Origin of the sequence: Vibrio sp. Vb0598 (genome assembly GCF_033338935.1) — a bacterium.
In the GTDB taxonomy this organism is placed as follows: Bacteria; Pseudomonadota; Gammaproteobacteria; order Enterobacterales; family Vibrionaceae; genus Vibrio; species Vibrio alginolyticus.
Genome location: NZ_JAWOTP010000009.1, coordinates 116,308 through 140,719, shown reverse-complemented (window position 1 = coordinate 140,719; position 24,412 = coordinate 116,308). Strand labels below are relative to the sequence as shown.

Genomic DNA, 24,412 nt, shown 5'->3' with positions numbered 1-24,412 from the left:
AAGTTATTGTTAAAACAATACTAAATGCGCTAAACGAAGCGCATCTATACTTTTATTTCGACGTAAAATAACTTAAGTACAAGTTGGTGATTTCACACTATCTATTTACGAGTTTTCCACACCGCCTCGCAACAATCCACTAAATGATTGCAACAACGTACCTATTATTTGGCACCAGTAACTAATTTTATAACTCAAATAAATATGTCACTCGCAAATTAATAAAAAAGGTAAAAAAAGTCGCCATTTTGAAATAAAGATCACTAAGCCTTTGTTGACCTTGGCGTTTCATTAAAATGCCGCTTGTACTCGCGACTAAACTGTGATGGGCTCGTGTACCCGACCATTCTCGCTGCATCATTAACACGTCTCCCCTCTAACTGGATCAATTCGCGCGCTTTGTTAAGTCGAACTTTCTTAATATATTGCAACGGAGATTCAAGCGTGACATTGCGAAATGCTTGATGGAAAGCAGACACACTCATGTTGGCTTCTTCAGCCAATGCTTGTACGTTCAACTGTTCATGATACGCTTGATGTACACGATTTAGTGCTTTAGCTACCCTCGCGTAAGAACCTTCTTGATGTGCTAGGTCAAATAAAACATACCCCTCTTTGCTCACCAAAGTACGATACACAATTTCCTCAAGAAGCAACTCGCCAAGCATGATGACATCAAGCTCGTTACACATTGCTTTCATTAACCGCTTGCACGCATCCAACATACCTTCATTCATACGTACCGACTTAAGGCCGCAACGGGTCGCATCCAGACACTTATTACTGAATTTCTCACCCTCTAATTTTTTAACGAGTTTATGAAGAAGCGTTGGCGAAATATCTATCGAAATGCCAAGTAAAGGCTCATTGTTTGTCGCAAACGCTTCGCACTCTAGTGGCATGGGAACCCCGACAACAAGGTAATCATCGGGCCCATATTGCACTGGTGTATCACCAATATGAATGTTCTTATGCCCTTGACCCAATACGATGATGCCGGACTGATAGACAAACGGCTGGCGATGATTCCCTTTGCTACTGCGATAAAACCATACGCCATCTATCGCTGTTTTCTTCATACCTTCTAGGTCATGCAGCCCCTGCTTTTCAACATATTGCTGCATGATATCTGCGAGAGTGTGCATTAGAGCGCTCCATCAATGACCAACGAGTTTGGTCTCTATTATCGTTTCGAGCACTATACTTCCTCTCGACTTTAACTTTCTAGCTCAAGAGCATTAATTTTGTAGAAATAGGCAAATTATTTGCAGAAATCGACCTGTTAACGATCGTTAATCAGGACTAATATGCATGTATTCAATCTCCTTCACTGGAAGCAAGAGGGCTAATAATGAACTTTTCTTATGTAAACCCAACCAAGATTTTCTTTGGTCAAAAACAAATCGCTGCAATCAAAGAAGCTATCCCATCCGACCAAAAAGTTTTAGTGGTATACGGTGGTGGCTCCATCAAAAAAAATGGCGTGTACGACCAAGTAGCAGAAGCTCTTGAGGCACATGAATGGCTAGAGTTTTCAGGTGTTGAACCAAACCCAACCAAAGAAACACTCGATAAAGCAGTCGCAATGGTAAAAGAGCATGGCGTTGACTTTATTTTAGCGGTAGGTGGTGGTTCAGTCATCGATGGCTCCAAATACGTAGCAGCGGCATCAAAGTATGATGGTGATGGTTGGGATATCATGATTGGTAAGCACCAAGTCACTGAAGCGACGCCTCTAGCTGCAATTTTGACATTGCCAGCAACAGGCTCAGAGTCAAACATGGGCGCAGTTATCACTAAAAAAGAAACTCAAGACAAACTTCCGTTCATGTCTCCAGCAGTGCAGCCAAAATTTGCCGTGTTAGACCCAGATGTAATGAAAACACTGCCAGAACGCCAGCTTATCAACGGCATTGTTGACGCATGGGTGCACGTATGTGAGCAATACTTGACGCTTCCTACCGGTGCAATGGTTCAAGATGGTTACGCAGAAACACTGCTGAAAACTTTAAAAACACTCGGAGAACAGTTTGCGGAACGAGACGACGATATGTGGCGCGCAAACTTAATGTGGTCTGCTAACCAAGCATTGAATGGGTTAATTGGTAGTGGCGTTCCACAAGACTGGGCGACACATATGATCGGCCATGAATTAACGGCTCTATGGGGCGTTGATCATGCGCGTTCTCTTGCAATTGTCCAACCGTCGTTACTTCGTAACCAAATGCAGTTTAAGCGCCCTAAGTTAGAACAAATGGGTCGCAACGTATTTGGTCTTGAAGCAGGTGAGGATTTAGCAGAGCGCGCAATCGAATCTATCGAAGCGTTTTATCATCAACTTGATGTCGCAACTAAGCTCGAAAACTATGGTGAGAGCCGTGAACAAGCTATCGATGCCATCATTGATCAACTAAACAAACACGGCATGACTGTTTTAGGTGAAAACCAAGCGATCACACTTGAACGTAGCCGAGAAATCTTAGAGTTAGCTGTCTCATAACTGCAACAATTCTTCACTGCCCTTCCTAGGGTTTAACGGTATTGTGACTTAACAGTCACAATACCGTTTTTTTATGCTATTTTGTAAGCCACATCACGTTCAAAACGAGGAGGCTTCTAAAAACAACGATTCCCTCCAGACAAAAAATCGGCCGTGTTGGTTAGTAAAGAGACAACTGTCCAGCTTTACACAAATAAAAATAATTGAGATCAAAGAACGAGTTAACTCGTTAATTAAGTTTTGATTTGTTGTAGTGATGTACTACATAATTTTGTCTGTTCGAGAAAACACTTTATGTGGCTAGTTGTTGTCGTATTAGCATTCATACATATCATCAGTATCCGTAAAGGCTCTAAATGGCTCTTTTACGTTTCTAAACCATTACCAGTGCTCTGTATGCTTGGTATTTTAATTCAGTCCCCGGCTTACCCAATGCCATATGCGCATTGGATTTTGATTGGCTTATCGCTCTCGTTGCTTGGTGACGTGTTATTAATGCTCCCTAGAGACAAGTTCATTACAGGATTAGTGCTCTTTTGCTCTGCCCATCTCTCCTATAGTTATGGTTTTGCCATCATGTCAGCGTGGCATTTTACACCTTGGCTCCCAATTGCCTTGTTCGGACTCGGTATATGCGTCTACTGGTTGTTCCGACCGGATCTCGGTAAAGAAAAACGGCCAGTTGCTAGTTATATATTGGTACTGATGACTATGTGCTGGGCTTCGATCGAGTATTATTTGAGTGGGAAAACACAATCCTCCTCCTTTGCAGTGCTCGGAAGCTTTATCTTTATTATCTCTGGCATCGTATTGGCTTTCGAACGCTTTGGAGGACGGTCAATATTTTCACGACAAGTTGTCATGGTGACCTACTATTCTGCACAGACATTAATGGTTATGTCTGTTGTTGCGATTGTTGTTCGTTATCCGTATCTCGTTGAACTGAGTTAGTCATACTCTAGACTGCACCAACATTAAAGAAACATGGATGTATCTTGTAAGCGATCTGAATAGAGTCTTAAAATCATCGCCTAAACATTAGCTTATTCTTAATGAAATTACGCGCACAACTTGCTATTGTAAAAGGATATTTTTCCGTTATAGCGTGCCCCTTTGAAAGAGAATACTCCCGTCGTTGAGTTTAGCGACGTAAATAAGTGGTATGGCGATTACCACGCTCTAAAAGACATCAACTTCTCCGTGCATTCTGGCGAGATCGTCGTGGTGTGTGGCCCTTCAGGTTCCGGAAAATCAACGCTCATTCGTTGCATCAATCATCTTGAATCGATTCAAGAAGGTCAGCTTCATGTGTTCGACCAGCCTTCTCACGCAAAATCTCTCAAGCCCGGTAAAATCGGCATGGTGTTCCAACACTTTCACCTTTTTCCTCATTTGACTGTACTGGAAAACCTCACCTTAGCGCCGATTCGCACACACAAATTATCAAAACAAGAAGCTGAAAAACGCGCAAGACATTACCTAAAGCGAGTCAATATTGAAGAGCAAGCGAGTAAGTATCCTATCCAGCTTTCTGGCGGTCAGCAGCAACGCGTCGCGATTGCCCGCTCCTTGTGTATGGAACCGGATTTACTCCTGTTTGACGAGCCAACTTCAGCGCTTGATCCGGAAATGATCAACGAAGTGTTGGATGTCATGGTTGAGCTGGCTCAAAGCGGAATGACGATGATTTGCGTCACGCATGAAATGGGATTTGCCAAAAAAGTAGCGAACCGCGTGGTATTTATGGATGAAGGCCAAATCGTGGAAATGAACTCTCCAGTCGCCTTATTTGAGACACCTCAGCATCCACGAACCCAAGCATTTTTGAACAAAATTTTAAGTTACTGATGATAGTTCGCGTAATCAAACCTGTCCTTCAAGCTTTACTGCAAATGACGCTCCTCTTCATCGCGATTGTGTGGGTGTTGGACTCTGGTGCCGACGCTATGGGCTATCAATGGCAATGGGAGCGCGTACCTGATTACATCGCTTTTTATGAAGATGGAGAATGGTGGCCGGCAGAACTTATTGATGGGTTATTGGTCACGCTTAACATCTCTGCTATTAGTCTATTTTTTACCTTAGTGTTGGGGTTGGTTACCGCGTTACTAAGGCTTAGCGATTCGAAAGTCGGCAATGTTATTGGTACCACTTATGTCGAAGTAATACGTAACACGCCGTTGTTGGTGCAAATCTATTTACTCTACTTTGTGTTTGGCCCCGTGATTGGTTTGGACCGATTCAGCACCGCCGTTTTGGCATTATCCCTTTTCCAAGGTGCCTACACCGCGGAAATATTCCGTGCAGGTTTAAACAGTATTCCTAAAGGGCAATTCGAAGCAGCACAAACTCTCGGGCTATCACCGTTTTACACCTACAAAGACGTAATTTTGCCTCAAGTTTTACAGCGCACATTACCGCCATTAACCAATGAAGTGGTTTCTTTGATCAAAAACTCTTCCATTGTAAGCGTGATGGCGATTTTTGATCTAACAACACAGGCACGCAACATCGTCTCAGAGACGGCGATGCCGTTCGAAATTTGGTTTACCGTGGCAGCAATTTATCTTGCTCTCACTCTGTCACTTTCTGGCTTGTCTGCATGGCTAGAACACAAACTCGGAGCCAGTTGGCGCAAATTATAAGGAGATAACATGAAGTTATTCAAAGCGACCATTACTGCATTATTAGGGCTAGCCATCGCTATGCCTACAATCGCGAAAGAAGATGTTGCCACACCCAATGTAGATCAAATCAAAGAACGAGGCACTTTGCGCGTTGGTATGTCAACATTTGTACCTTGGGCAATGCGTAACAAGCAAGGTGAGTTAATCGGTTTTGAAATCGATGTTGCCAAACGCTTAGCACAAGATTCAGGTTTGAAAGTGGAATTCGTACCGACTGCGTGGGATGGCATTATTCCCGCACTACTGGCGAAAAAGTTCGACGTGATCATCGGTGGCATGTCGGTTACGCCTGAGCGTTCCAAAAGCGTCTTGTTTACTGAGCCCTACTCGCACTCAGGCGTTCAAGTAGCAGCAAACAAAGAACTCGCCTCTGGTTTTAGCGAATTTTCGGATTTTGACTCACGACGCGTAAAAATTGCGGCTCGTCGCGGCGCATTCACCGTTCAAGTAGCCAGAGAAACCTTCCCGAAAGCGAAGATCCTGCAATTTGATGACGACGCGCAAGCGTTCCAAGAGGTGCTGAATGGTAACGCCCACGCGGTCATTGCTTCTAGCCCAAAACCAGAACATGAGACAGTGAAACACAGCGACAAACTATTCCTTCCATTTTCTGAGCGACTATCACAAGGTAACGAAGCCTTTGCAGTTCGCTTGGGGGAAGAAGATAAAAAGGCCTTTTTCAATAAATGGATTGAAGCAAGAACCCAAGATGGATGGTTAAAACAGCGTTATGAATACTGGTTCTCGACATTAGATTGGCAAGATCAAGTCGCGCAAGGCCAGTAATCTAAATGGCTCGTGGACGCCGCGAGCCTATACTCTCCAATCATCCATTTTACTTTTCCATAACTTATCGGAGTCAAATTTTTGGGCGAACACACTACCACTCGCACAGCACCCGCGAAATCCAGCACAGGCTACCTTTTACCGCAATTAAACACACTAGACTGGGTACTACTTGTTATGTGCGGTATCGGTGGTGTTTGGCTGTACCATCGGTCCGCTGTTGGTGTGCATTATTTGTGGCAGTGGAAAGAGGCGCTTGAATTACTTTTCACGCCTAGAGCAGATGGTGGTTTGCCCTACTTCTTCCAAGGTTTGATTTCGACGTTAAGGCTCAGTATTTGGGGCATCAGCTTCGCATTAGCGTTTGGCACTTTGTTAGGCTTAGCACGCTTCTCTCGTTCCGTTTGGTTGCGCACACCTGCCAATGCATTTATCCAGTTAGTGAGAAACATCCCTCCGTTGGTGTTTGTTTTTATTTTCTACTTTTTCATATCTAACCAATTGATCCCGTTACTCGGTTTGGAAGATCTTCTACGAAACTACAACGGCGAACCAAATACGCTACAGCACTTTCTGTTTGGGCCTTCGAACCTTTGGGAAAACCTTGCCTCTGGCGTGTTATGTGTCGGCTTACTCTCTTCTGCCTACATTGCAGAAGTTGTGCGCGGTGGTTTACAAAGTATCGACCAAGGTCAGTGGGAAGCGGCTGACTCATTGGGCTTGTCTCGATGGGTGAAATACCGATTTGTTATCGCGCCACAGGTGCTTAAATCAATAACACCTGCACTTGCCGGTCAAACCATCTCTTTGGTGAAAGACACCTCTATTGTTTCACTGATTTCGATACAAGAAATGACGTTTGTTGGGACAGAGATGGCAAATTCATCAGGGTATATATTTGAAATTTGGCTGATTGTCGGCCTTGCTTACTTCTTAATTTGTTTTGGTCTGTCACTTATTTTTCGCCATATTGAAGCAAAATCGGAAGCCATTTCAAATTAACTCAACCGCATATGTAATTAGGCACATTTGATTCTTCAAATCAGAATTGCACCCTGTTACATTGGCAAGATGCTAAATTTTCGGCGTTTTTCATGGAGTTAAAGAATCAATCCGACTACGAGCGATACATAAAACAAGATAATCTTGGTGAATATTACGTAGTTCTCAATCAATTCACTTTTCACAGTGTTTATCAGCCAATTTTTGATAGACGCCAACGTATTATTGGTATGGAAGCCTTACTGCGTATTCGTGGCATTGATGGTTCCCTAATTCGTCCTGACGTGTTTCTGGCCAATAATGGTCTTGATCCCTACTTTCGCTTATGTGTAGAGTTTTTATCCAGAGCAATGCACATTCGAAATTTTGCACGCTATTTCGCGGGGACGCCGATCAAACTGTTTCTTAACGTCATGCCTCAAACGCTACTCACACTAACCAAAGACATGGGCTTTAAAGATAACGGCCTGCTTTACAAACGCCTTTCCGAACTTGGTATGAGCCCAACAGACGTAGTTTTTGAAGTAGTCGAAGAGTCATGCGGAGATACGGATTTGTTAATCAAAGCCGTACAGTTAATGAAAGCGAATGGTTTTATCTTTGCTATCGATGATTTTGGCGCCCAACATTCTGATATCGCACGTGTTCAGCAGCTCTGCCCTGACATCATCAAAATCGATCGTTCCTATTTGCTAGACTACTGCGCCGGAGAAACCTTTTCCATACATAGCGCTGTTGATCTAGCGGATCATATGGGAGCAAAAGTCATTATAGAAGGGGTTGAAGAAGACGGGCAGCTACAAGCTATGTATCAACTTAATTTGGATTATTACCAAGGCTTTTACTTAGGAAAGCCTTGCGCCATTCATCACTGGACAGATAGCCTAAACATCGAGACGACAGTGCATTAACACTGCCCACTTACAGCACAGTGAAACCAAAAAAGCGCCGATATAATATGCTCGGCGCTTTTTAGTTTTACTCAGATGTCACTTATTTAGTTAAGCGTTCATTTCCCTAGAAAAAATCAATAGAATTACGTCCGCTCTTCGGATCACGAGTGGCTTGCGGTTTGTCTTCTTTTTTGCCTTTCTTAGCAGACTGAGACAACGCTTCTTTCTGCGCTTTACGCTCTTTATGTGCCGCTTTACGGCCTGTTGATTTAGGCCCAGAAGCTTTAGGTGACTTACTTTGACGAGACTTATCTTTACGAGAAGACTGCGCTTCTTTTTTCGCTTTCTTTTCTGCTTTTTGCTCTGCCGTTTCAGGTTCGGTTACTGGCGCATCGCAAACCACAACATAATATTCCTGGTTAAACTCAAAAAAGTCACCATCATACATCTTGCGGCGCTTACGTGTTTCTAGTTCACCATTCACCGCGACGTAGCCTTCCTCGATGATATGTTTTGCTTCGCCGCCACCGCTGACCAAGTTTGCGATTTTAAAAAGCTTGTACAGTTCGATTGGATGCGCATCAACATCGATGCCAATCGCTTCGATCTCAATCTCTTCGCCTTCTAAATACTCTTCGTGGTCGTAATCTTGGGTCATGTTACTTACTCTTACTATTTGATGCCCTGAAGTTTAAACGCAATGCTTAAAAATAGAAACCTCTGGCGATGTTCAATCACCGATTCGCCTTGGCATTTGAGCACCTCTTAACCCATTTAACTTGTCGCTCGTTAGCTTGTATACCGATGCGTAGCTCAAACGAAGCTGCAATTACGCAACCTGAAGGTATATACTCTCTAAGTTATTGTTGAAAAGAGCGAATACTTTGTCTCAACCAAGTAGAATTACCTTTGTCACTGCGAACTTGTTTAATTTTGTCGCACCGCCTAACGCCTACTATGATTTCGAGAACATATACTCGTTAGAGCAATGGCGAGACAAACTTTCGTGGACGCAACGTCAAGTTGAAAAACTGGAAGGCGACGTGATTGGCTTACAAGAAGTGTTCAGTATCGAGAAGACCCAGGAATTTTTTTCAACCATCGGCTACCCCTACTTTGCGACCGTTGACACCCCACATGTTGAGGATGAGTACATTTACTCAAGCCCTGTTGTGGCAATCGCCTCTCGGTTTCCAATAGAAAAAGTACAAGCGGTAGAGTTTGACTTAGCAACGCTTGAGCCTTTTGGAGTAAGTGTTGCTCCAGAGTTCAGTCGCAAACCTATCTATGCCCAAGTAATACATCCTGTACTTGGTCATATCGCCGTTTACGTAACGCACCTGAAATCTCAACGCCCGGCCGACTCAGAACAACCAGAAACGTCTAGCACGATTATTGGGCGCTGGTTATCCACCCAGCAAAGAGGCTGGGAAGCAGCGATGTTAAGAGACGCGATGCAAAAGAGCTATCGAAAAGAACCAATGCCGACAGTGTTAATGGGCGATATGAATCAACCTATCACTCCTATCAGCGTTAACAGCTCATTAGTATCCAATACTAGTGACAGCGTCACTGAATTACAACTCAAAGATGGTTGGTTATTGCAAAGTGACACCCTGAAGGATGAACGCCCAGCCACGCATTATCATTTTTCCACTGGGAATGTACTCGACTATATCTTGCTCTCACAAGAGTTTGACACCTTATCAGATATATCGGTTGCCGAGGTTGTTGACTATCAGGTGTCTAACCAACATCTGATCAACCCGATTTATGACAGAGATAAAAACGCCAGCGACCACGCATTTGTAGCGCTGACGGCTGAAGTAAAGCTTTGAGCAACCTATTTAGTTACTTAGTGACGTTTCACAATTTTACGCGGGATAAGTTCTACGCCAGGCTTGTAACGCTTAGCGGAAGCGTTGAGTGCTAACTCCATTGCGCTGTCCGCGATCAACTCAAACTGTTGAGGCAAAGAGTTGATTTTCACAGGCAAAAAGTCCAGCAGTCGATTATCACCAAATGTCGCTAAACGCACCTTTCCCATCAGTTCTGGTTTTTCTAGCATTACATCCAACACACCTTCTAACAGTGTGTATGACGTTGTAACAATGGCATCTGGCAATGCGTTCTCTGTTAACCATCTCTCTAAGACTTTCTTGCCTTCTTCCCGGGAGAAGTGTTGTCCATAACCCACTGTTGCTGTTTTACCACCTTGTTGAGAAGCAGATAGAAAACCAAGCTCACGCTCTTTTGAGACTTGAAGATCTTGCAATGCACCGATTAAGCCAATGGACTTTATATCCTCTGACAGTACTGACTGAGTGAGTTCAAGTGCGGCATCAAAATCTTCGCTGATGACACAACAAAAGTGCTCATCATCCATTGGACGGTCTAGCGCGATAACTGGCGTACCAGAATTTTGCAACTTAAGATAATACTCGTTTGCAGTGGGCATACCACTTGCCACAAACAACGCATCAATACGACGACTGACTAATGCTTCCGCCACCTTTTGCTCTGTATCAGGATCATCATCAGAGCAGCCAATCAAAATTTGGTACCCCGCTTTCCGAGAGTTTTGCTCTATCAGCTTTGCAAGACGCGCATAACTGGTGTTCTCTAAGTCTGGGATGATAAGCCCAAATGAGCGTGAATTACCTGCCCGCAAGGAAGACGCCGCATGATCTGGCTTATAATTGTACTCTTCTACAACGGCCATCACCTTTTTCTGAGTCTTCTCGCTGATGCGGTATTTCTGCGCTTTTCCGTTAATCACATAGCTTGCAGTTGTCTTAGAAACACCCGCTAATTTGGCTATTTCATCCAGTGTCATATTCTAAACCTTATTCTGTGCGCGCGATCATATTAATACATCAACGATCTTTCGATAAGTTGAATTATAAGCTGAACCGATTCAGTATAAAAGCTGAAAGGATTCAGCAAAACTTAAAAATTGACGTAAATCACCCGAACACGCAACAAACCAATTTGTGAGCTAGGCTATAGGACAGCGGCAAAGGCTCGTTTGTTAACGTCAGTTTTTAAAACAGTTTTTCTGAGTCTTTTAAAAAATTTACCAACAAGCTGAATCGATTTAGCTTGAAATATAAAAGGTTTGAGGAGTGATAAGCGCTCAGAAGAAGCGGCGTTCAACTTCTCACACAGAATACATTTTTAAATTGATACCTTAAGGCTGGAGAAGCACCATGCTTAAGCTAAATAAGAACGACATTACCCTCTCGCAATCAGCGACAGATAAGTTTGAAGCAATAAAGAGTATTGCTCATAGCCTTACTGATAAAGGCCTAGTTGAGCAAGGTTACGTTGAAGGCATGCTAAACCGTGAAAACCAAAACTCTACGTTTTTGGGGAACGGTATTGCCATACCGCACGGTACAACCGACACTCGTGCAATGGTGAAAACAACGGGTGTTGCTGTGCACCACTTCCCACAAGGTGTCGACTGGGGTGATGGCAATACTGTGTTCGTCGCTATCGGTATCGCAGCTAAATCTGATGAGCACCTTGGCATTCTTAAACAGCTCACCAAAGTGCTAGGCGCAGATGGCGTAGAAGAACGTCTGCGTAATGCAAAAAATGAAGACGAAATCATCGCCCTACTGCACGGTGATGTTCAGCTTGAAGCAGACTTTGACGCTTCTTTAATTCAACTGATGTTCCCTGCGAGCGACATGCTACAGATGAGTGCTGTTGCTGGTGGTCTGTTGAAAAATACGGGATGTGCTGATAACGAATTCGTTGCAGATCTCGTTACCAAACAACCAACTCACTTAGGTAATGGCCTGTGGTTAATTGGCAGTGACAAACATGTCACTCGCACAGGTGTGTCATTTGTCTCGACGGCAAACGACTGCGAATATGAAGGTCAAAAAGTGCGTGCACTTGTCGCGTTCGCGGCATGTAACAATGCTCACCAACCTATCCTAAAAACGCTTTCTAATATTGTGTTTAACAATGAACACGGCAAGCTTTTAGATGCATCAGTAGAACAGATTCTTGCTTTGTTCAAAGGTGAAGAAGTCACAGCTGCATCTTCAGAAGAAGGCAATACCGCTGTATTTAAAATCAAAAACTCTCACGGCCTACATGCTCGTCCGGGGGCAATGTTAGTCGCAGAAGCGAAAAAGTTTGAATCCACTATACGTGTTTCCAACCTAGACGGAGATGGAAAAGCAGTAAACGCGAAGAGCCTAATGAAAGTCATCGCGCTGGGCGTTAAGCACGGTCACCAACTTCAATTTACAGCGGAAGGCCCTGATGCGCCGCAAGCCTTGGAGTCTATCGGAAATGCAATCGCTTCTGGCCTTGGTGAAGGTTAAGGATCCGATATGACAAACAAAACAAATAAGGTTGTCACTATTACGCTCAACCCGGCATTGGATTTAACAGGTTCAGTAAATGAACTAAACGTTGGTTCCGTGAGTTTAGTACAGCAAAGCAATCTCCACGCTGCAGGTAAAGGTGTCAACGTAGCAAAAGTGTTGAGCGATTTAGGCGCAGATGTCACGGTTACCGGCTTTCTTGGTAAAGATAACCCTGAGCTATTCCATCAGCTTTTCAATGACATCGGCGTTAAGAATGAGTTTGTAGAAGTACAAGGTGCAACTCGTATCAACGTCAAGCTCGTTGAGGCTAATGGAAACGTTAGTGACATTAACTTCCCTGGTGTTCAAGTTACGGCAGAAGAAATCGCGCGCTTTGAAGAAACCCTATTCCGCCTTGCTGAAACACACGATTACTTTGTATTGGCAGGCAGCCTACCGGGCGGTGTTACTGCAGAGCAATGCGCTGCATGGATAGAAGCACTGCATCAACAAGGCAAAAAGGTGTTGTTCGACAGTAGCAAAGCCGCATTGAAGTCAGGTATTGATGCTCACCCATGGTTAATTAAACCTAACGATGAAGAACTTGGTGATTTTGTTGGCGAACATCTAGCAACACCTGAACAGTGCCAAGCTGCAGCGCAAACACTGAGCGACAAAGGCATAGAAAACATCGTGGTTTCTATGGGACCTGACGGTGTTATGTGGCTCAACCAAGGCGAATGGCTTAGTGCAAAACCGCCTCGAATGCATGTCGTGAGCACCGTTGGCGCAGGCGATACGCTGGTCGCTGGCTTGTGTTGGGGCCACATGCAACTGATGCCTAAAAACGATTTATTGCGCTTCGCTACAGCACTTTCTGCTTTGGCAGTTAGTCAAGTTGGCGTAGGGCTAACCAGTCAGGAAGAACTGGAAAATATCAAGCGACAAACTGAAGTTAGCGCGCTTTACCCTATTACAAACTTAGAACAAAACTAAGGAACAGAAGGTTATCGTATGAATATTGCCATTATTACTGCCTGTCCGAGCGGTGTAGCAAATAGCATCCTTGCGGCAGGATTACTAGAACAAGCCGCCGCAAAATTAAACTGGAATGCCAAAATAGAATGTCAATCAAGTGTGGTTGAACCAACACTATTGACGGAAGCTGACGTTGAACAAGCAGAAGTCATTGTCATTGCGGCAAATACTAGCGTCGACACTTCTCGTTTTGTAGGAAAAAAGGTTTACCAAGCGGAAATTAGCGAAGTAGCAAAAGACGCAACTGCGTTTCTCCAGCAAGCGGTTGAAAACGCCACTTTACTTGAAAAAGCAACCACACTTGCAGCCCCTATCACTACAGATACAACATCAGCATCAAAGAAGATTGTTGCAATCACGGCATGCCCTACTGGCGTTGCGCATACCTTTATGGCGGCAGAAGCTTTAGAAGAAGAAGGCAAGCGTCGTGGCCATCAAATCAAGGTGGAAACTCGTGGTTCAGTTGGCGCTAAAAACCAACTGACTGAGCAAGAAATTGCAGACGCCGATCTGGTGATCATTGCTGCGGATATTGAAGTGCCACTTGATCGCTTTAACGGCAAAAAGATGTACCGCACGAAAACAGGTCCAGCTCTGAAGAAAACAGCCGAAGAGATGGACAAAGCATTCGAGCAAGCCACGGTGTATCAACATTCTGGTTCAGCTAACTCTTCATCTTCCACCGAAGAGAAAAAAGGCGCTTACAAACACCTAATGACGGGTGTTTCGCACATGCTTCCTGTCGTCGTTGCAGGTGGTTTGATCATCGCTCTATCTTTCGTGTTCGGTATTGAAGCATTTAAAGAAGAAGGCACACTAGCAGCAGCCTTGATGAACATTGGTGGTGGCTCTGCATTCGCATTGATGATTCCTGTACTTGCTGGTTACATCGCGTTCTCAATTGCTGACCGTCCTGGTCTGGCTCCTGGTCTTGTTGGTGGTATGCTAGCAAGTTCAACGGGTGCTGGTTTCCTAGGTGGTATCGCAGCTGGCTTCATTGCCGGTTACGCAGCGAAACTCCTCGCAGATAAGGTGAAACTGCCACAATCGATGGAGGCGCTTAAACCGATTCTGATCATTCCATTTGTAGCAACATTGTTCACTGGCCTTGTCATGATCTACATCGTAGGCGGCCCAGTTTCAGGCATCATGAACGGCCTGACTGACTTCCTAAACAACATGGGATCTGACAGTGCAGTACTACTGGGTATTATCCTTGGCGCAATGATGTGTTTCGACCTAGGAGGCCCGGTAAACAAAGCCGCTTACGCATTTGGTGTTGGCCTTTTGGCTTCACAAACTTACGCGCCAATGGCGGCAATCATGGCCGCAGGTATGGTTCCTGCGCTAGGTATGGGTTTAGCGACCTTCATTGCGAAGAACAAATTTGAACAAAATGAACGTGAGGCAGGTAAAGCATCATTTGTCTTGGGCCTTTGTTTCATCTCTGAAGGCGCAATTCCATTTGCTGCGAAAGATCCAATGCGCGTGATTCCATCTTGTATGGCAGGTGGCGCACTTACTGGTGCCCTATCGATGCTATTCGGTGCGAAATTAATGGCACCACACGGCGGTCTATTCGTGCTGCTAATTCCTAACGCAATTTCACCAGTATTAATGTATTTAGTGGCTATTGCAGCAGGTACAGCGGTAACTGGCTTTACTTACGCATTCTTAAAAAGCAAAGCAGAAGCGAAACAAGAAGTCGCAGCTTAATTAGAGCGACTCCGGTTAACAATGCCACCCTCGAATTTGGCATTTAGCACCTCCCTTTAATTCCGGTTAAGGGAGGTGTTTTTTATTCCGCAGCCGGAACGGCTACAATGTCTACTTCCCCACTGCTCATATCCACCGTTGCTTGATAAGCGCTATGCGGGTCACCGTAGTGCTTGAAGGTAAAGTGGTAAACGTTAGCTGGCGTCCACAAGGTTTTTGACTCTGCGGGCAGAATGTCATAGCCGTCTTGCTGATAAAGCTCTGTCGCCATTACATTTGCGATTGCCGCCTGCTGGTTAGCGTCTCGATCCACCTTTGGCTCTAGTGACGGGTTACTTGGATAAGACTCACCGTTGTAACTCATGAGTCGATATGAGCCATTACTCCAAACGATAAAGTCCTGCCAACCATTACTGTAACTGTCGGCTAGTACAATAGGCGTGCGAGTTACCGACATTCGATTAATAACGTTTCCCTCATTATCAAACATATATGCAGAGCAGCCACCACTACCACAGAAATAGCGATCTTGAAGCAACACTATGTGTTCTGCCTTTCCGTCGCTGTTTAGGTCGGCGCTACCCGATAGATAACGTAGATTGTCTTGCTCGAGCGACAGCCCTTCAGGGGCTAAAACCTTACTATCAATCCAACTGGAAATGACTTCGGCACTAACACTGTTAATTTTAGGGGCAGGTTGTTTGGTTTCTGTCGGCATGCTATCCGTCGCGGTGCAGCCAACCAAGGTGAAAGAACCAACGAAGAAGAGTCCGTTTAATATGCGCTTATTCATGTAATCTCAATCTTTGATGTGTCGTTACATCAGTATACGCATGATTTGCATTGTAATCGTAAGAAAATCATTAAAATCAAGCAAATGAATGGTTTGGTCTATATTAGTAAGATCAAAAAAGCCCCGAAGAAAACCTTCAGGGCTAGGCAGGAAGCTGGCAAATAGCCAGGAGTCCCTATGCAGTGGTCGGTTTTACCCTAAACAGAATTGCAAACATCACTGGCACCACTATCAGTGTCAGTACAGTAGCAAAACCAAGACCTGCCATAATCGTTATTGCCATCGAGCCAAAGAAGGCGTCGAAGACCAGTGGAATCATCCCCAAGATAGTTGTTAGTGCCGCCATACTTACCGGACGAACGCGGCTTATCGCACTATCAACAATCGCGAGGTAAGGATCTTTACCAGACTCCAACTCAAGGTTAATTTGGTCAAGCAACACAATACCGTTTTTCAAAATCATGCCACTTAGGCTTAACAAACCAAGGAATGCTGTAAAACTGAACGGCATGTTCGTGGTAAGCAAACCAAAAGCAACGCCAATGATCGCTAACGGAACGGTGAACCAAATGACCAACGGCTTTTTGATTGAGTTAAACAATAAAATAGTAATGATGAACATCAACAAGTAACCCATCGGCAATGAACCGAATAGGCCTTCTTGTGCATCTTTGGATGATTCGTACTCACCACCCCATGTGATTTCGTATCCTTCTGGAACATGCAATGCCATCACTTTAGGCTGTACACGAGCAAATAAGCTTGCTGCCGTGTCGTCACTCAACACATCATGGTCCGCGAGAACGGTTAACGTACGCTTACGGTCACGACGCTGAATTAGCGGCTCACTCCAATCCAGTTGAACGCCATCAATCACTTGATCAACCGGAATATACGTTTGCAACGAAGGACTCCAAATGGTCACGTTTTGTAGTGATTCAAAATCTACGCGTTCTTCTTCAGGAAGGCGTGTCATAATTGGCAACGTATGTGTACCATCACGCAAGTAACCTAAGGTGCTACCACCAAACGCCATTTGCAGTGTGCTTGAAAGATCTTCTTTCGAAATACCTAAGCGACGAGCTTTAGACTCATTGAAAACGGGTACAAGTTCCTTGGTGTGTTCTCGCCAATCGTGACGAATGTTTCGGGCACCAGGATCGGTATGAAGGATGTCTTCAACTTGCACCGCCAAGTCACGTAAAACTTGTGGATCAGGGCCAGTAATACGCGCTTCGATCTTAGACGCTGGTGATGGACCAAATTCCATCAATTTAAACTGGAACGTAGGCGCATCAAATGTTTTCGCCAGATTCGCATCTAACTTATGCAGCAAACCAAACATTTTCTCACGATCAGTCGCGCGAACTTGGAACTGAGCGTACGCTTCGTAACTTTTTTCTGGTTGATAGGTTAAAGCAAAACGCTGTAGGCCCTGCCCAATCGAAGCAGAAACAAAGTCAATATCATCTTGCTGACGAATGTAGCTTTCGACCTCTTCAGCTTTTTTGATCGTTTCACGAATGTCAGTACCCTCTGGCATCCACATATCCACGTAGAACATCGGCGTATTCGATGGTGGGAAGAACTGCTGTTTTACATTACCAAATGCCACGACAGCACCCACTAATAGCGCCACCATGCCAGCAACGGTAAGCCAGCGGAATCGCAATGCAAATTTCAGCGATGCCCCAAATACGACAAACAACCAGCCTTTATAAGGATCATCTTCGCTAGTACCCTGCTCTTTGTTTTCCTCTTTCAACAAAAGATCGGCAAGGAAAGGCGTCAGTGTAATGGCGGTAATCCAGCTTAAAAATAGTGAGAAACACAGCACCCAGAATAGAGAGCCCATGAACTCACCTGTCGCATCTTGCGACAAACCGATAGGTGCAAAAGCCGTAATTGCAATAACAGTTGCGCCCAGCAAAGGCCATTGTGTTTGCTTTACAATATCGACAGCCGCTTGAACTTTGGTACGCCCTTTCTTTAGGCCAACCAATATGCCTTCCACGACAACAATCGCGTTATCAACCAGCATACCCAAGGCAATAATTAACGCGCCAAGAGAAATACGATGCAGTTCGATGTTGTTGTAATTCATCAAGATGAAGGTACCAAATACCGTCAATAACAACACAACTCCAATGATGACACCACTGCGTAAACCCATAGTAAACAGCAACACAATGATTACGATCGCCACTGCCTCCGCTAGACTAATTACAAACGCTTTAACAGATTCATCCACCTCATTGGCTTGGTTGTAAAAGTAGTTCATATCGATGCCAGCAGGCTTGATAGACTCAAGGCTCGCGAGCTCCGCATCCAAACGTTCACCAACCTCAACCACATTCACACCCGATGCAAACGAGATACCGATATTAATCGCTTTTTGACCGTTAAAGAGTACGACGTTGCTTGGCTTCTCTTGAATACCGCGAGAAATCGTTGCTACGTCTTTTAGACGAATTAGATTTCCTGTGTCACGGCCATGAATGATCAGATTTTCTAGTGCTTCTACTGTGTTTAAGGTGCCGCTTGGGCGAATAACAAGGCTTTCGCCATTGACCATCACTTCACCTGCTGAAACCACATTGTTTTGCTGGTTCAACAAGCTCGAAACCACATTCATGTCTAAGTTCAGTGCAGCAAGGCGATCAAGTGAGATCTCAACGAATAGCATTTCTTGCTGATCGCCCGTGATGTCTACCTTACCAACACCATCAACAAGCTCGATTTCACGGGTCAGGTAATCCGCATAACGTTTCAGCTCTACATAGTCGTAATCGTCACCAGTGAGCATTAACATCACGCCATAAACGTCACCGAAATCATCAATGATCTGTAAAGACTGAACACCTTGAGGCAATGATGGTCGTAAATCATTAATTTTACGGCGCATTTCATCCCAAATTTGCGGCAGTTCATCAGGACCATAGTCCATTTCCATGCTCACCGTTATTTGAGACATACCATTAGAAGACGTAGAGGTAATTTTGTCGATATAAGGGAGTTTTCGAATCTCTTTTTCTAGAGGATACGTCAGCTCTTCTTCAACTTCTTTTGACGTCGCGCCAGGGTATGTTGAGATGATCATGGCATCTTTGATCGTAAATGCCGGGTCTTCTAATCGTCCAAGCTCCAAAAATGACGTTAAACCACCAACAGCAAGGATAATAATGAACAACCAGCTGATGACTTTGTTTTTTATTGAATACTCAGCAATGTTCATTATTGGTTATTCTCCACAACATCCACATGTTTACCTTCGCGTAATTTACGCAGATTTGAATTAATCAGAATATCGCCCTGGCTAACACCTGACGACACAATGGCTCCATTGCCATTCACTTGAGAAATCATGACAGGCACTCGTGTGACAATGTCACCTTCTTTTTTCCACACAAAGAACTCATTCCCTTCACTGCCTGCTTGAAGCGCCGTGACAGGAACACTGTAACCATCAATAGAGGTAATGCCCGCCTTCACCATATCGACCAAAACGCTTACGCTGGTTCCCGGCAATATCTCTGTTTTTGGCTGTGGCATCGTCAAGTACATTTCGTAGGTTTGAGTTTCAGCGTTGGGTTCACTTGTGTGCTCTAAATAGTCCAAAGCAAATCTGCCATCGATGCCGGAAAAGGTTGCTCTAGGCTTGTAGCTCATGCTGTCTGAGTTTGGGTCTACCATCGCTAAAACATTGTCGGAAAGCTCAATACGCACGTAAACCAAATCGTTTTGGTATAGGTTTAACACGGGTTCACCAATTGCCACACGCTCAAAACGTTCTTTGAAAACATCAGATACTTTACCGGCGAAAGGGGCGAATAAACGGGTGTAATTCAATTGATTGGTCGCGTTATAGAAAGTAGCCTCAGCTAGCTCTTTATTGGCGGTTAGCTCATCAAGTTCCGCTTTTGAAATCATTTGACGTGCATGCAAGTCTTCACCGCGTTTAAGCTGACGAATTGCAAGTGTGTATTGTGCTTCTGCGTCATTCACGGCTTGCTTCTCTTTGCTATCATCTAGCTTTGCGATCATTTGCCCCTGCTTAACAACGTCACCCGCTTTAACCAATACGTGCTGAACTTCCCCAGCGCGGCGAAATGCCATTGGCGTTTGCTCTGCAGGCACTACTATGCCTTTGAACGCGCGATGTTGACTTTGTACTGGTGCATCCACCGAGATAGTCGACACAAAAAGTGGCTGCTCGACGATAGCTTGGTTTTCATTTTTGCACCCTGTTAAAACTGCAAGTGCAATCGCAGAGATCGTAAGTAGAGAATGTTTCATTAAATGCCTCCCTCACGAACCCAAGCTTTCACCACTTGTCCTTCAACCAGTCTCTCAACACCAGCAATAACAACGTAATCATTGTTATCAAGCCCGGCTTTCACACCACCTGCTGCATCAAGTGAAACTGTGACTTTATTGACCTGCTGCGTGTTTCTGTCCATTACCCAAACTTCACCTTGCGTCCCATTTTTGTTAACCCAAGCAGACTGAGGTAACGTCATCGCGTCCGATACATGTTGTTTAGCAATGTGTACCTGCCCTGTCATACCTGTCAGCAAATTGCGATCTTCTGGTCGAGTGATGGTCACGATCGCCTCATAACTATTGGTATCGATGTTTGGCTGCGTCGAAATTTCTTTAAATTGCCCAGGAATACGTTTTCCTGGCTCGCTATCCATCGTCACCCACATATCGGAGTTTTGCAGTGACTCAAGTGATACGGATTCCGCATAACTTACAGGCAAGGTGAACGACACATCCAACGTCGTGTTATCAATGAGATTCAAGATCTCCTGCTTCTCTGCTACTACTTGAAACGGGTTGACATAGGTATATGACACAATGCCATCAAACGGTGCGTGAATTTTGGTATAGCTCAAATCGGTTTTAGCTTGTTCGTAGTTCGCCAATGCCGCTTTATATTGAGTTTCTTTCTGATCGTACTCATCAGTACTAATGAGTTTTTTTCCGTAAAGGTTTTTCGCGCGGTCCCATTGTGTTTTCGCTAACGCGTACTGCGCTTGAGCGGCATCTAACGCAAGCTGAAGATCTTTAGGGTCTAACGTTGCGAGCACTTCACCTTTTTGGACTTTTTGACCCATGCGTACACGTAATTCATCAACCTCTCCACCAACCTGAAAAGAAAGCTGCGTGCGATGTGTTGCATCAATACGCGCTAAAAAGGCGTGCGAGTCTTCAAGTTCTAGGTCTTTCACCGCCAGTAATTTTACAGGTTTGATTAAAGGTTCAGACGGCTCAGAAATGGCTTTATTACACCCAGTTAGCATCCCAGAAAGACTTAATGTCACCACTGCGCCAACTAAAGTGCGCTTTAAATATTGTTTTCGCACCCGCTTTCTCCGTAGGTTTTATATATTACACAGCCGTGCAGTATAAGCAGAATTTGAAATTGATCAACATATTTTCCAGGTGGATAGCAAATTAATTAGTCAAAGCGTTCGGTTTCTGGTAAAAGTAAGCGCGTGATTAATATTCGGGAAAATTCGAACTATGAATGAAAGAAAGCAGGGGCGTAGAAGTGCTGAAGCAGCAGAACAAACTAAGTGTCTGATCCTTAAAGTGGCAGCAGATATGTTTTGTGAACTTGGTTACGAGCGTGTCTCGCTGCGCAATATCAGTGAAAAGGCTGGTGTTTCACATAGTTTGATCCGTCACCACTTCGGCAGCAAAGAGAAAATCTGGCAAGCGGTTAGCGATGCAATGGACGAGTTCATGCAGTGCTATATGGCTGAACTCATCAATGAAATGCCGGAGAACACACCTTCGAATAGAAAAATTTATCTGTTTATGGTTCGCATGCTAGCATTTGCTCTCGTCAATCCTCATCCAGTACAGATGATCGCCGATGCCATTCGACAAGGCGATGACGGTGCTCTACTGCAGTATTTCTTAAAGTCAAAAGATGAGTTCGCTGCAATATTTACCGGAATTTTCGAGCAGTACAACAGCGAAAACCCTAATGCACAATTTGATCAGTGGGAATCAAAGTGGCAAATGTTGATCTTCGCACATGGTGCTGTCAGTCTCGCGCCAATGATGCAAGAAACATGGCCGGATATTGCAGATAATCGCGAAAAACTGCTGATCAAGCATTGGGAATTGTTTAATACCATTATGGCCTCTCAATTTGGGATCCCAAAAGAAGAGATGATTCATCCGGAAAAGCTTGAAGATATCGTTATTGATATGTGCTGTACTATTGATGAAGCAGTAAACTAAAAGTAAACAAGCGAAAAGAAGACATAAAAAATGCCGAGCTACAAAGCTCGGCATTTTTGTTTCAATTCGTTTTAACCACGGTAGTAGCGTTGTGGTACGAACGGCATTTTTTCAACTGTCATTGGTAGCATTTTGCCACGCACTTCAGCGAACACTTCAGTACCAATCGCCGCCAAATCCGCACGAACATACCCCATTGAGACTGGCTTACCTGCATTCGGGCCCGCCGTACCGCTGGTTACAACGCCAATTTTAACGCCGTCAGCATCAAACAGTTCAACACCTTCACGCACTGGCGCTTTGGTTTGACCTACTAGACCCACACGCTTACGCGCCACATCTTTAGTCTCAATCTGCTTAAGAATAATGTCTGCGCCAGGGAAACCACCTTCACGTTCACCACCAATACGACGAACTTTTTGGATACCCCATAGCAAGCTCGCTTCAACAGGTGTTGTTGTTGTGTCTAGGTCATGACCGTATAGACAAAGGCCACACTCAAGACGAAGTGAATCACGAGCACCAAGGCCAATCCATTCAACTTCATCTTCCGCAGTCAGTTTACGTGCTAGCTCTTCCGCTTTGTCAGCAGGAACCGAGATTTCGTAACCGTCTTCGCCTGTATAACCACTACGAGAAACAATGCACTCGGCGCCTAAAACATCGACTTTACAAATATCCATGAACAGCATTTCAGAAACTTCTGGTGCAAAACGCGCCAATACAGCTGCCGCTTTAGGGCCTTGGATTGCAAGTAGAGCTCGGTCTTCGATAATTTCTAGCTCAACACCAGATGGTAAATGCGCTTGTAGGTGTGCGATATCTTGTGCTTTACATGCTGCGTTCACAACCACAAACAGATGATCGCCTAGGTTAGCCACCATCAAGTCGTCCATGATGCCGCCCTCTTCATTAGTGAAAAAAGCGTAACGCTGTTTACCAGACTCAAGATCCACAATATCCACTGGGACTAATGTTTCTAGGAACGCAGCTGCACCGTCACCAATTAGGCGAAGCTGTCCCATGTGAGAAACATCAAACAGACCTGCCGCATCACGAGTATGTAAGTGTTCCTTCTTTACGCCTAGAGGATACTGAACAGGCATATCGTAACCCGCGAACGGGACCATTTTGGCACCAACTTCAACGTGAAGTGCGTGTAGTGGTGTTTTCAGTAGTTCTTGAGTCATTTTCGTCTCCATTTAGATAGACCCGAGAATGCTATCGGCATTCGATGTGTTTCCAATAATAAACATGGCTCATTCTATTTTGCACGAACAAGACGTAGATCGACTTGCAAAAGTGTGACTCTTAACATTTTAATCACAACAAATCGTACAAAAAAAGCGCTTTAATGAGTAAGCTCTCATCAAAAAAGCGCTTTTTCATCATAACGACCACCAATAGCAATCGTTTGCTTTCACTATAGGAAATTTACAAGTATTTATCACTATTTGGCTGTCACCCACAAAATGAGCGCATCTTCCTCGCTAACACTGGTCAACATATGTCCCATATTTGCATCGTAATAAACGCTGTCTCCCTCGCTTAAAACAACAGGTTCGTAAAACTCAGAATAGAACATGACCTCACCAGATAAGATAAGTAAAAATTCTTCGCCGTCATGACGAACCCAGTCTTTATATTCATCAAAACTACGAGCTCGAATTTGGCTCTTAAACGGCATCATTTTCTTATTGGAAAGTTGTGTCGCGAGCAGTTCATGTTCATAGGTTTGTGTTGGGTGTGGTTTACCTTCATTCTTCTTGGTAACATCCCTGCGCCCTGTCGCTACCTTTTTTCTAGGTGGCTCAAAGAGTTGTGGCATGTCAATTTGTAAGCCTAGTGCCAATTTTTGCATCGCTTGAAACGTCGGGGAGATCTGCTCATTTTCTATTTTGCTCAGTGTAGATCGAGCAAGCCCGGTTCTCTGACTCGCTTCTTCTAATGTGATACCGAGTTTCGAGCGGATATCCTTAATACGCTGGCCCAGTTTTAACGGCTCGATATTTTGGTCATGTTGCTCTTTTGCCAACGTCATCGATGGGTATTCATCGTAAATACTTTCTGCCATAAATCCCTCTATAGATATCCATATTTTTTGTCTTACTCGCATTGTGCATGAAGCACATAGTGGATAGAAGTCCACCAAGTGAATTAAAGCGTGCTCTTGTTAACAAATTTTGAAATCTTGTTTCCTATAGGAAATTTTTGGTTGATTGTTCCCGCCACAGGCGCTATGTTACCAACTTGTTAGATGTAGAGATGCATATTTCCGTAAGAGATTGGTAAAAGAAACACGCAATCCAACGGAGTTTTTGCCCAAATTTAGGGCCGGATGTTCACTCTGTTCTGCTACGCAGTTCAGCTGTTTTTGAGGACAAATGAACCACAACCGCAAATCATAACTC

General features: G+C 44.4%; 21 protein-coding genes. 12 read left to right on the top strand and 9 right to left on the bottom strand.

The features are described from left to right. Positions 1-263: 263 nt before the first annotated feature. Complete coding sequence (locus R7Q38_RS11725) at positions 264-1,145, bottom strand: AraC family transcriptional regulator (RefSeq protein WP_318114236.1); 882 nt, start codon at positions 1,143-1,145, stop codon at positions 264-266. A gap of 206 nt (positions 1,146-1,351) precedes the next feature. On the opposite strand from R7Q38_RS11725, the gene R7Q38_RS11720 reads away from it, so the two are divergent. The 7 genes from R7Q38_RS11720 to R7Q38_RS11690 all read left to right on the top strand — a co-directional run bounded on the left by R7Q38_RS11720 (position 1,352) and on the right by R7Q38_RS11690 (position 7,886). Next, positions 1,352-2,500 (top strand): iron-containing alcohol dehydrogenase, encoded by a 1,149-nt coding sequence (locus tag R7Q38_RS11720; protein WP_318114235.1) that lies wholly within the window; start codon positions 1,352-1,354, stop codon positions 2,498-2,500. 294 nt (positions 2,501-2,794) lie between these two features. Beyond that, positions 2,795-3,451, top strand: coding sequence for a lysoplasmalogenase (locus R7Q38_RS11715; RefSeq protein ID WP_005376394.1), 657 nt, complete (start codon positions 2,795-2,797; stop codon positions 3,449-3,451). Between the two features lie 162 nt (positions 3,452-3,613). Continuing rightward, positions 3,614-4,348, top strand: coding sequence for an amino acid ABC transporter ATP-binding protein (locus R7Q38_RS11710; RefSeq protein ID WP_213871096.1), 735 nt, complete (start codon positions 3,614-3,616; stop codon positions 4,346-4,348). Then, complete coding sequence (locus tag R7Q38_RS11705; RefSeq protein ID WP_005376396.1) at positions 4,348-5,145, top strand: amino acid ABC transporter permease; 798 nt, start codon at positions 4,348-4,350, stop codon at positions 5,143-5,145. Before R7Q38_RS11710 ends, R7Q38_RS11705 begins: the two co-directional genes overlap by 1 nt. A 9-nt stretch (positions 5,146-5,154) precedes the next feature. Then, positions 5,155-5,973, top strand: coding sequence for a transporter substrate-binding domain-containing protein (locus tag R7Q38_RS11700; protein ID WP_086047417.1), 819 nt, complete (start codon positions 5,155-5,157; stop codon positions 5,971-5,973). An 81-nt stretch (positions 5,974-6,054) separates the two neighbouring features. Beyond that, positions 6,055-6,975, top strand: a complete 921-nt coding sequence (locus R7Q38_RS11695) for an amino acid ABC transporter permease (RefSeq protein WP_213871095.1) — start codon at positions 6,055-6,057, stop codon at positions 6,973-6,975. 92 nt (positions 6,976-7,067) lie between these two features. Continuing rightward, positions 7,068-7,886, top strand: a complete 819-nt coding sequence (locus R7Q38_RS11690) for an EAL domain-containing protein (RefSeq protein ID WP_154204345.1) — start codon at positions 7,068-7,070, stop codon at positions 7,884-7,886. Positions 7,887-7,992: 106 nt separating this feature from the next. On the opposite strand, the gene R7Q38_RS11685 is transcribed toward R7Q38_RS11690, so the two are convergent. Further along, positions 7,993-8,526, bottom strand: coding sequence for an RNA-binding S4 domain-containing protein (locus R7Q38_RS11685; RefSeq protein WP_005376400.1), 534 nt, complete (start codon positions 8,524-8,526; stop codon positions 7,993-7,995). A 226-nt stretch (positions 8,527-8,752) separates the two neighbouring features. On the opposite strand from R7Q38_RS11685, the gene R7Q38_RS11680 reads away from it, so the two are divergent. Then, entirely contained in the window at positions 8,753-9,706 is a 954-nt protein-coding gene (locus R7Q38_RS11680) for an endonuclease/exonuclease/phosphatase family protein (RefSeq protein WP_176311547.1), read from the top strand. 17 nt (positions 9,707-9,723) lie between these two features. On the opposite strand, the gene cra is transcribed toward R7Q38_RS11680, so the two are convergent. Next, positions 9,724-10,704 (bottom strand): catabolite repressor/activator, encoded by a 981-nt coding sequence (gene cra / locus R7Q38_RS11675; RefSeq protein WP_062730994.1) that lies wholly within the window; start codon positions 10,702-10,704, stop codon positions 9,724-9,726. A 373-nt stretch (positions 10,705-11,077) separates the two neighbouring features. Here cra and fruB point away from each other — a divergent pair, with 373 nt between their 5' ends. The 3 genes from fruB to fruA are packed head-to-tail and all read left to right on the top strand — an operon-like array spanning position 11,078 to position 14,950. Next, entirely contained in the window at positions 11,078-12,211 is a 1,134-nt protein-coding gene (gene fruB, locus R7Q38_RS11670) for a fused PTS fructose transporter subunit IIA/HPr protein (protein WP_005386065.1), read from the top strand. Positions 12,212-12,220: 9 nt separating this feature from the next. Beyond that, positions 12,221-13,192, top strand: a complete 972-nt coding sequence (gene pfkB / locus R7Q38_RS11665; protein ID WP_042520798.1) for a 1-phosphofructokinase — start codon at positions 12,221-12,223, stop codon at positions 13,190-13,192. An 18-nt stretch (positions 13,193-13,210) separates the two neighbouring features. Next, positions 13,211-14,950 carry a PTS fructose transporter subunit IIBC gene (gene fruA / locus R7Q38_RS11660; protein WP_005376409.1) on the top strand — a complete coding sequence of 580 codons (1,740 nt, stop codon included), beginning with the start codon at positions 13,211-13,213 and terminating at the stop codon, positions 14,948-14,950. A gap of 82 nt (positions 14,951-15,032) precedes the next feature. On the opposite strand, the gene R7Q38_RS11655 is transcribed toward fruA, so the two are convergent. The 4 genes from R7Q38_RS11655 to R7Q38_RS11640 all read right to left on the bottom strand — a co-directional run bounded on the left by R7Q38_RS11655 (position 15,033) and on the right by R7Q38_RS11640 (position 21,112). Continuing rightward, complete coding sequence (locus tag R7Q38_RS11655) at positions 15,033-15,743, bottom strand: hypothetical protein (RefSeq protein ID WP_064377087.1); 711 nt, start codon at positions 15,741-15,743, stop codon at positions 15,033-15,035. 175 nt (positions 15,744-15,918) lie between these two features. Beyond that, the gene (locus R7Q38_RS11650) at positions 15,919-18,978 is read right to left on the bottom strand and encodes an efflux RND transporter permease subunit (protein WP_318114234.1); all 3,060 of its coding nucleotides are present in this window, start codon (positions 18,976-18,978) and stop codon (positions 15,919-15,921) included. Beyond that, entirely contained in the window at positions 18,978-20,039 is a 1,062-nt protein-coding gene (locus R7Q38_RS11645; RefSeq protein ID WP_154204341.1) for an efflux RND transporter periplasmic adaptor subunit, read from the bottom strand. The genes R7Q38_RS11650 and R7Q38_RS11645 overlap by 1 nt, the downstream gene beginning before the upstream one ends. Further along, entirely contained in the window at positions 20,039-21,112 is a 1,074-nt protein-coding gene (locus tag R7Q38_RS11640; RefSeq protein ID WP_318114233.1) for an efflux RND transporter periplasmic adaptor subunit, read from the bottom strand. Before R7Q38_RS11640 ends, R7Q38_RS11645 begins: the two co-directional genes overlap by 1 nt. A gap of 160 nt (positions 21,113-21,272) precedes the next feature. Between R7Q38_RS11640 and vdeR the strand changes: the two genes are divergently transcribed. Next, a complete protein-coding gene (gene vdeR / locus R7Q38_RS11635; RefSeq protein WP_005376423.1) occupies positions 21,273-22,001 on the top strand; it encodes an efflux transporter transcriptional repressor VdeR in 729 nt (242 codons plus the stop codon). Between the two features lie 71 nt (positions 22,002-22,072). Here the strand turns inward: vdeR and gcvT are convergent, their stop codons facing one another. Continuing rightward, positions 22,073-23,191: a glycine cleavage system aminomethyltransferase GcvT gene (gcvT, locus tag R7Q38_RS11630; RefSeq protein ID WP_053303572.1), complete on the bottom strand. Its 1,119-nt coding sequence runs from the start codon at positions 23,189-23,191 to the stop codon at positions 22,073-22,075. Between the two features lie 260 nt (positions 23,192-23,451). Further along, the gene (locus R7Q38_RS11625; protein ID WP_005376429.1) at positions 23,452-24,075 is read right to left on the bottom strand and encodes a helix-turn-helix domain-containing protein; all 624 of its coding nucleotides are present in this window, start codon (positions 24,073-24,075) and stop codon (positions 23,452-23,454) included. Positions 24,076-24,412: the final 337 nt, after the last annotated feature.

Coding starts and splice junctions, on each gene's coding strand:
- vdeR (WP_005376423.1), top strand. CDS start 21,273: ATGAATGAAAGAAAGCAGGGGCGTAGAAGTGCTGAAGCAGCAGAACAA.
- gcvT (WP_053303572.1), bottom strand. CDS start 23,191: ATGACTCAAGAACTACTGAAAACACCACTACACGCACTTCACGTTGAA.
- R7Q38_RS11650 (WP_318114234.1), bottom strand. CDS start 18,978: ATGAACATTGCTGAGTATTCAATAAAAAACAAAGTCATCAGCTGGTTG.
- R7Q38_RS11720 (WP_318114235.1), top strand. CDS start 1,352: ATGAACTTTTCTTATGTAAACCCAACCAAGATTTTCTTTGGTCAAAAA.
- R7Q38_RS11700 (WP_086047417.1), top strand. CDS start 5,155: ATGAAGTTATTCAAAGCGACCATTACTGCATTATTAGGGCTAGCCATC.
- R7Q38_RS11725 (WP_318114236.1), bottom strand. CDS start 1,145: ATGCACACTCTCGCAGATATCATGCAGCAATATGTTGAAAAGCAGGGG.
- fruB (WP_005386065.1), top strand. CDS start 11,078: ATGCTTAAGCTAAATAAGAACGACATTACCCTCTCGCAATCAGCGACA.
- cra (WP_062730994.1), bottom strand. CDS start 10,704: ATGACACTGGATGAAATAGCCAAATTAGCGGGTGTTTCTAAGACAACT.
- R7Q38_RS11715 (WP_005376394.1), top strand. CDS start 2,795: ATGTGGCTAGTTGTTGTCGTATTAGCATTCATACATATCATCAGTATC.
- R7Q38_RS11705 (WP_005376396.1), top strand. CDS start 4,348: ATGATAGTTCGCGTAATCAAACCTGTCCTTCAAGCTTTACTGCAAATG.
- R7Q38_RS11645 (WP_154204341.1), bottom strand. CDS start 20,039: ATGAAACATTCTCTACTTACGATCTCTGCGATTGCACTTGCAGTTTTA.
- R7Q38_RS11625 (WP_005376429.1), bottom strand. CDS start 24,075: ATGGCAGAAAGTATTTACGATGAATACCCATCGATGACGTTGGCAAAA.
- R7Q38_RS11685 (WP_005376400.1), bottom strand. CDS start 8,526: ATGACCCAAGATTACGACCACGAAGAGTATTTAGAAGGCGAAGAGATT.
- fruA (WP_005376409.1), top strand. CDS start 13,211: ATGAATATTGCCATTATTACTGCCTGTCCGAGCGGTGTAGCAAATAGC.
- R7Q38_RS11655 (WP_064377087.1), bottom strand. CDS start 15,743: ATGAATAAGCGCATATTAAACGGACTCTTCTTCGTTGGTTCTTTCACC.
- pfkB (WP_042520798.1), top strand. CDS start 12,221: ATGACAAACAAAACAAATAAGGTTGTCACTATTACGCTCAACCCGGCA.
- R7Q38_RS11690 (WP_154204345.1), top strand. CDS start 7,068: ATGGAGTTAAAGAATCAATCCGACTACGAGCGATACATAAAACAAGAT.